Here is a 6,925-nt window from a genome sequence, read left to right as displayed (position 1 = left end):
ATATTCAAAAAATAATATAAATATAAAATATTTATTAATTTTTGTTATTGCATTAGCTACAACTTATTCTACTACTGGTTATATATGCTTTGCATTAGTTTTGATAACTTATTATTACGATAAAAGTGACTCTATTAAGGGATATCAGTTTTTTTTATTAATATTAGGTATAGTTAGTGTATATGTCTTTTTTACAAGAAACCTAGAATTGTATGATAGAATATTTGGAAAATTAGACTCTACTTCGGTAGCAAACGCATCTATGGTAATACGTACAAATGAAATTATTTTTTATTATGAATTATGGAGATCAAACTTGAGTTATACGCTTTTAGGTGCTGGAGCGACAAATGCATATAATATCGTTATGGGGCAACATTCCATAGCGGATGTATTCTTTGAAGGGTCTACACAAACAACATTTAGGGAACTTGCAAGTTTCGGTATCGTATTTACATTTATTCGTTTATGCTTATTCTTTCGATTTTCTAAGATTTTTTGTAAAAAGACTTTATCGCAATTTATTATTGTATTGATTATAATAATAATGATAAATACTGAAAGTATGATTTATTCGATGTTGTTTAACAGCCTCTGGTATTTAGGCGTAAATAATATAGATAACAAGAGGTAATTAATTTTTTCCAGAATAATAATAAGTTGAATAATTAATAAACATTATATGAAAAAAATAATGTTCGTATTTGGTACTCGCCCTGAGGCCATCAAGATGTGTCCACTGGTTAAGGAATTCCAAAAGTACCCGACAGAGTTCGAAACTATTGTTTGTGTAACTGGTCAACATCGCGAAATGCTAGATCAGGTACTAAAGATCTTCGATGTGACTCCTGATTATGATCTCAACATCATGAAACAGGGACAGGATCTCACTGATGTAACTGTACGTGTCCTCACAGGTCTACGTGACGTGTTCAAGGAATGTTGCCCTGATGTTGTGCTTGTCCATGGCGACACCACTACTTCCACTGCTGGTGCCTTAGCTGCATTCTATGCCCAAATTCCAGTTGGTCACGTTGAAGCGGGGCTTCGTACCCACAACCTTTACAGCCCGTGGCCAGAGGAGATGAACCGTCAGGTGACTAGTCGTATTGCCACCTACAACTTTTCGCCAACCCTTCTCTCCGAGAGTAATCTCAAGGCTGAGGCTATCCTTGGTAATATCTATGTGACTGGTAATACCGTTATCGATGCCCTTCATATGGTAATCAATAAACTCAATACTGATGATGCTCTAACTAAGGAACAGGACAATGTGCTTGCGGTTGCTGGTTATGATGTCACACGTTTAGCTGATGGCAAGAAACTCGTTCTAATCACCGGTCATCGTCGTGAGAATTTTGGAGATGGATTCATCCGTATGGTTACCGCCATGAAAGATCTGTCAGAAAAGTATCCTGAGGTGGATTTTGTATATCCAATGCACCTTAATCCTAATGTACGTAAATCTATTCACGAGGTGTTTGGTAAAGATCTTACCCGTCAAAACTTCTTCTTCATTGAGCCTCTGCAGTACCTTGAGTTTGTTTACCTCATGAGCAAGGCTAATATCGTGCTTACTGATTCTGGTGGAATTCAGGAAGAAGCTCCGGGTTTGGGTAAACCAGTACTTGTGATGCGTGATACTACTGAGCGACCTGAGGCCCTCCAGTCAGGTACTGTACATCTTGTAGGTACTGATTATAGTAAGATTATGAAAGAGGTTAGTAGCCTTCTTGATAATGCTGAGGTATATACTAAAATGTCGCAGGCTGTTAATCCTTATGGTGATGGTAAGGCATGTGACCGTATTGTGAGAGCTCTTAGGGGCGAAGAAGTTGAACGTTACGGAGGATAAAATATGGTTGTACTTATTAGATGTAACGATATACAGTCTGATCCTAGAGCAATGAAATATGTTCGATACCTGCAAGAAAGATGTATTGAACATAGGCTTATCGGTTGGGATCGCGACGGAAAGAATCCTGACTTGCCTAATTCCGTTATGTGGAAAGAGCAAATGGGGTATAACGTTGGTGGTTTCAAGGCTGTTAAGAAACGTATTAGATGGATGTGGTTTGTGTATAAACAATTATGTACATTGAAGTTTAAAGATGCGATACTTCATGGTTGTGATATAGATTCTGCATTTCCTGCAGCTTTTTATAAAGCAACACATAATGGTAATAAGTTAATATTTGATGTGTTCGATTGGTTTTCTGCTACACTCTATAATCAAAGGCTATATATTTTGACTGCTTTTAAGTTTATGGAGAAATATACGATCAAAAAGGCTGATAAGGTTATTCTTTGTGAACTAGAACGTATTGAGCAAATACCATTTGAGATTCCTTCTTCAAAAATTAGTATACTTCCAAATATTCCGTTTTTTAATTGTGTTGATTTTTTAATAAAAGACATAAGGAAACAATTTAATAACAATAAAATTACTTTTTCTTATGTTGGTGGTTTTTCAACAGATCGTTGCCTTTCAGAAATCATATCATTGGCAGAAAAGGGGATTATTAATTTATCTATTGCAGGTTTTGGTAACGTTAAATTGGAGAAAAGATTGTTGAAAGACAATAGTATATATCCAAATATCAGATATTATGGAAGGGTAAAGTATGAAGATGGTCTGAATATATCATATAATTCAGATATAATATATGCAATGTATCAAAAAGTAAATCCTAATAATGTATATGCAGCTCCTAATAAATATTACGAAGCCATGTTTCTTGCTAAACCAATTTTCTCAACCAAAGGAACAATTGTTGAAAAGAAAGTATTACAAAATAACATGGGCTATGTATCTGATGAAAAAGAAGAGGATATACTTGAGGTTATAAACAGAATTGATATGGATGATGCTTTAGAAAAAGGTAAAAATGCGAACAAAATTTGGAGAGAAATATTCTGTAACTATACAAGAAAATATTTGGAAAAGGAATATCTTGAATTTTAAAAAACTAATGTAACACTTATTGGGTAATGAAATTCTTTATTTGTGGATGTAATGGCATGGCTGGTCATACCATCTCTCTTTATCTTAGGGAACAAGGATATGAGGTATTTGGTTTTGATTTGAAGGAATCTACTCTTATTCCCTCTATTGCGTGTAATGCTTTTAATACGGAAACCCTTCGTAAGGTTATTGCTGAAGGTAATTACGATACTGTTATTAATTGTATTGGTATACTTAATCAATTTGCCGAGCAGAATCACGCACTGGCCTCATATATTAATTCTTATTTTCCACACTTTCTTGCGGATGTAACAAAAGGAACAAATACTCAGATCATACACATGAGTACTGATTGTGTCTTTTCTGGAACAAGAGGTGACTATGTTGAAACTGACCATAGAGACAATGAAACGTTTTATGGTAGGTCTAAGGCATTAGGAGAGTTGGATGATGATAAAAATGTAACATTACGTGATTCAATCGTGGGTCCTGATACAAATCCTAATGGTTTGAGTTTATTGAATTGGTTTATGGCACAGGAAAATGAAATAAATGGATTTACCAATAAAATGTGGACTGGATTGACAACTTTGGAATTGGCAAAAGCGATGGAAGTAGCAGCAAAGGAGCGTGTTCATGGTATCTTCAATTGTGTACCAGATCATTCTATATCTAAATATGAACTTATTTCATTATTTAATCATTATCTGAAGAATGATACTGTAAAAATTAATCCTGTTAAAGGTACGTTAGCAAACTTTTCTTTGAAAAGAACTCGTTTTGAGTTGTCATATATTGTTTCTGATTATGATACTCAAATTAGAGAACTTGCAGAATGGATTAAATTACATAAAGATATGTATCCTCACTACAATTTATAATATATGACTGTATTTACCAATAAAAGAATCCTTTTATTTTCTCCTTATGGTTGTACTAAACATTATGGTGTTGCCATTAAAGAGGAACTTGAGAAGAGGGGAGCTCATGTAGATGAATATGATGAACGACCTTCTGAGAAAGATTATATGAAAATTATTATACGTTTGCTAAAGAAGAAAGTTCCACAGATATTTTTGCGTTATATACAGGATGTGATAAAAGAGAATAAGACTAAAGATTACGATTATATCCTAATATGTAGAGGAGAGGCTTTTACTCCAGTAGCTATTAATTTTTTAAGGAAAGCATATCCTAGGGCGAAGGTTATTTTATATCTCTGGGATGTAATGCGTAATTGTGTTATGGATGATGTGCTTGCTTCATGCGATAAAGTAATGTCATTTGATCCTGAAGATGCAAAAAAACATAACATAGGTTTTAGACCAACATTTTTTGTGAATGATTACCTCCAAGTAAATGAAATGTCTGAGTTTGATTATGATTTGGAGCTCATTTGTACCTTGTATCATCCTCGTCATAAAATGATTAAGCAATTACGGAAGAATTTTGCATCTCAAGGTTTGAAGTTCTATGCATATCTTTATGTCCCAGGCTTGATTCGTTATATACAGGAGTCACTCTTTCATTTTCCGTTCTATAGTTTTAAGGAGATTAATCTGAAACCAATCTCAATTCGAGAAACAGTTGAAGTTCTAAATAAGACAAAATGTATGCTGGATGTCAATCCGCCATACCAAGTTAGTTTGTCTACTCGTGCCTACGAGGCAATTGCGTCCCGTAGAAAATACATTACTACAAATAAACACATTATGGATTATGAGTTCTATGATCCCAATAATATTCTAATCATAGATATTGATAATCCTGTGATACCAAAAAAATTTATTCAGACACCTTTTAATTCTGTAAGTGAGGAAGTCCTTTATAAATATTCTGTTGCTGGATTGGTAGATGATTTATTTAACGACGTATGAATATATTGATAACTGGTGTTCATGGATTTGTTGGAAGCAATCTTGTTAAGGTATTGTCGTCAAATAATACAATCTATGGACTTGATATTGTTGTCCTTGAAAAGGAGGGGGTGGCAAAGACTTTCTTATGGGATGATCTGTCCCAGTTGACTAACATGCAGATTGATGCTATTATTCATTTGGCCGGTAAAGCGCATGATACACGTAATAAGAGTACGTCTGATGCATATTTTAAAGTGAATACTGGGCTTACGCAGAAAATTTTTGATTGGTATATGATTCACTTCAAGGTACGTAAGTTTATCTTCTTCTCGACAGTGAAGAGTGCTGCTGATCATGTGGAGAGTGGGATTCTTACTGAAGAGTGTGTACCTACGCCTGTAGGTTCTTACGGCGAGAGTAAGATCAAGGCGGAAGATTATATTATCGGAAAATTTGCACCAGAGGCATTGGAACATCCGTTTCATAACTTCAGCGATGAAGACCATTTTAAAAATTTGTCACTTTCTGAAATATCTGATACGGATTTGTACAAGCAAGTTTATATCATTCGTCCTTGTATGATTCATGGTCCTGGTAACAAAGGGAATCTCAATTTGCTGTATGGTGTGGTGAAGAAAGGTATCCCTTGGCCATTGGGGGCTTTTGAGAACCGTCGTTCATTTACAAGTATAGACAATCTTTGTGCTGTTATTGAAGGATTGCTGACCAAAAATGTAGCAAGCGGTATCTATCACATGGCAGACGATGAAGCGCTATCTACCAACGAATTGATAGAGGTGATTTGTTCTGCTATGGGAAAGAAACCCCATATTTGGCGTATTCCGAGGGGATTGATGAATGTTGTGGCGAAAATTGGCGGTTGGCTTCATTTACCGTTGAATCCACTCCGTATGCAGAAGTTGACAGAAAATTATGTGGTGAGTAATGAGAAAATTAAGAAGGCTTTGGGATTGAAGAAGATGCCGGTAAGTGCTAAAGATGGTTTAACCGCTACAATTAGAAGTTTTTTAGCTGATAAGTAATATATAATCATGAATATTGTTATTTATTTAATAATCTTAGTTCTGCTCTTCGGGGTGGAACTTTTTTATTTTAAGATTGCCGATAAGTGTAACATCATTGACAAGCCCAATCTCAGGAGTTCGCATACGAGTATCACCCTCCGTGGCGGGGGTATCATCTTCTTGGCAAGTGTATGGATTTGGGCTGCTTTCTTTGGAGTGGTTTATCCTTGGTTTTTGACAGGTTTGACAGCCATTACGGGTATCAGTTTCGTAGATGATATCCATAGGGTGTCGAATCGGATCAGGCTGGTGGTACAGTTTGTCGCCATGTTGTTGATGTTCCAGGATTTTGGCATTCTGAACCCTGAGAGTTGGTGGATGATTGTGGTTGCGTTGATTTTGTGTGTGGGTATCATCAATGCGTACAACTTTATGGATGGCATCAATGGTATCACAGGAGGATATAGTTTGGTGGTACTTTTTCCATTGATCTACTTAAACTCAAAGTTGTGTTTTGTGGAGAACAGCTTTTTGATAGTGGTACTGTTGGGTGTACTGGTTTTTAATTTCTTTAATTTCCGTAAGAAAGCGAAGTGCTTTGCCGGTGATGTGGGCAGTGTTGGTATCGCATTCATTATCCTGTTTGCTTTGGGCAAGTTGATTTTGCTGACGGGGGACTTTACTTATATCCTGCTGTTGGCTGTGTATGGAGTGGATAGTGTGCTGACAATTATCCATCGTATTTTATTGCATGAAAATATCGGTGAGGCTCATCGTAAGCATGTCTACCAGTTGATGGCAAATGAGTTGAAGATACCGCATGTGGTGGTTTCTATCATATATATGTGTTTACAGTCGGTGGTTTCGTTCGGGTTGCTTTTATTGCCGATGAATCATTGGATTTATTTTATGATGGTATTGCCGGTATTGTGTGTTGTGTATGTATGGTTTAAGAGGAAATATTACTATTTGCATGAGGAGTATCTTAAATGTTTAAAGTAGTAATCTGATAATTTGGTAAGCAGTCAAAAATTGGCTCATAATTGAAATCTCTATCTTCGCTGCGAACAAAAATA

General features: G+C 35.7%; 6 protein-coding genes and 1 pseudogene. All 7 read left to right on the top strand.

Features of this window, described 5'->3' with window-relative positions:
- Positions 1 to 634 (top strand): annotated as a pseudogene (locus DWY55_RS22275) (LPS biosynthesis protein); the annotation flags it as partial.
- Positions 635 to 682: 48 nt separating this feature from the next.
- Positions 683 to 1,855: a non-hydrolyzing UDP-N-acetylglucosamine 2-epimerase gene (wecB, locus tag DWY55_RS03675; protein WP_117879038.1), complete on the top strand. Its 1,173-nt coding sequence runs from the start codon at positions 683 to 685 to the stop codon at positions 1,853 to 1,855.
- Positions 1,856 to 1,858: 3 nt separating this feature from the next.
- A complete protein-coding gene (locus DWY55_RS03670; protein WP_117879039.1) occupies positions 1,859 to 2,965 on the top strand; it encodes a capsule biosynthesis protein CapK in 1,107 nt (368 codons plus the stop codon).
- Positions 2,966 to 2,991: 26 nt separating this feature from the next.
- Entirely contained in the window at positions 2,992 to 3,846 is an 855-nt protein-coding gene (locus tag DWY55_RS03665) for a sugar nucleotide-binding protein (protein WP_117879040.1), read from the top strand.
- A 3-nt stretch (positions 3,847 to 3,849) separates the two neighbouring features.
- Positions 3,850 to 4,842 carry an LPS biosynthesis protein gene (locus tag DWY55_RS03660; RefSeq protein ID WP_117879041.1) on the top strand — a complete coding sequence of 331 codons (993 nt, stop codon included), beginning with the start codon at positions 3,850 to 3,852 and terminating at the stop codon, positions 4,840 to 4,842.
- The gene (locus tag DWY55_RS03655; RefSeq protein ID WP_117879042.1) at positions 4,839 to 5,867 is read left to right on the top strand and encodes an NAD-dependent epimerase/dehydratase family protein; all 1,029 of its coding nucleotides are present in this window, start codon (positions 4,839 to 4,841) and stop codon (positions 5,865 to 5,867) included. Before DWY55_RS03660 ends, DWY55_RS03655 begins: the two co-directional genes overlap by 4 nt.
- A gap of 9 nt (positions 5,868 to 5,876) precedes the next feature.
- Positions 5,877 to 6,851 (top strand): MraY family glycosyltransferase, encoded by a 975-nt coding sequence (locus DWY55_RS03650; RefSeq protein ID WP_117879043.1) that lies wholly within the window; start codon positions 5,877 to 5,879, stop codon positions 6,849 to 6,851.
- Positions 6,852 to 6,925 lie beyond the last annotated feature (74 nt).

The organism is Bacteroides sp. AF25-38AC (assembly GCF_003602995.1).
Classification (GTDB): Bacteria; Bacteroidota; Bacteroidia; order Bacteroidales; family Bacteroidaceae; genus Bacteroides; species Bacteroides uniformis.
This window is presented reverse-complemented; position numbering and strand designations above follow the sequence as displayed.

What these genes read in the sequence shown, in the direction of transcription:
- wecB (WP_117879038.1), top strand. Translation starts at nt 683, where the DNA reads ATGAAAAAAATAATGTTCGTATTTGGTACTCGCCCTGAGGCCATCAAG.
- DWY55_RS03670 (WP_117879039.1), top strand. Translation starts at nt 1,859, where the DNA reads ATGGTTGTACTTATTAGATGTAACGATATACAGTCTGATCCTAGAGCA.
- DWY55_RS03665 (WP_117879040.1), top strand. Translation starts at nt 2,992, where the DNA reads ATGAAATTCTTTATTTGTGGATGTAATGGCATGGCTGGTCATACCATC.
- DWY55_RS03660 (WP_117879041.1), top strand. Translation starts at nt 3,850, where the DNA reads ATGACTGTATTTACCAATAAAAGAATCCTTTTATTTTCTCCTTATGGT.
- DWY55_RS03655 (WP_117879042.1), top strand. Translation starts at nt 4,839, where the DNA reads ATGAATATATTGATAACTGGTGTTCATGGATTTGTTGGAAGCAATCTT.
- DWY55_RS03650 (WP_117879043.1), top strand. Translation starts at nt 5,877, where the DNA reads ATGAATATTGTTATTTATTTAATAATCTTAGTTCTGCTCTTCGGGGTG.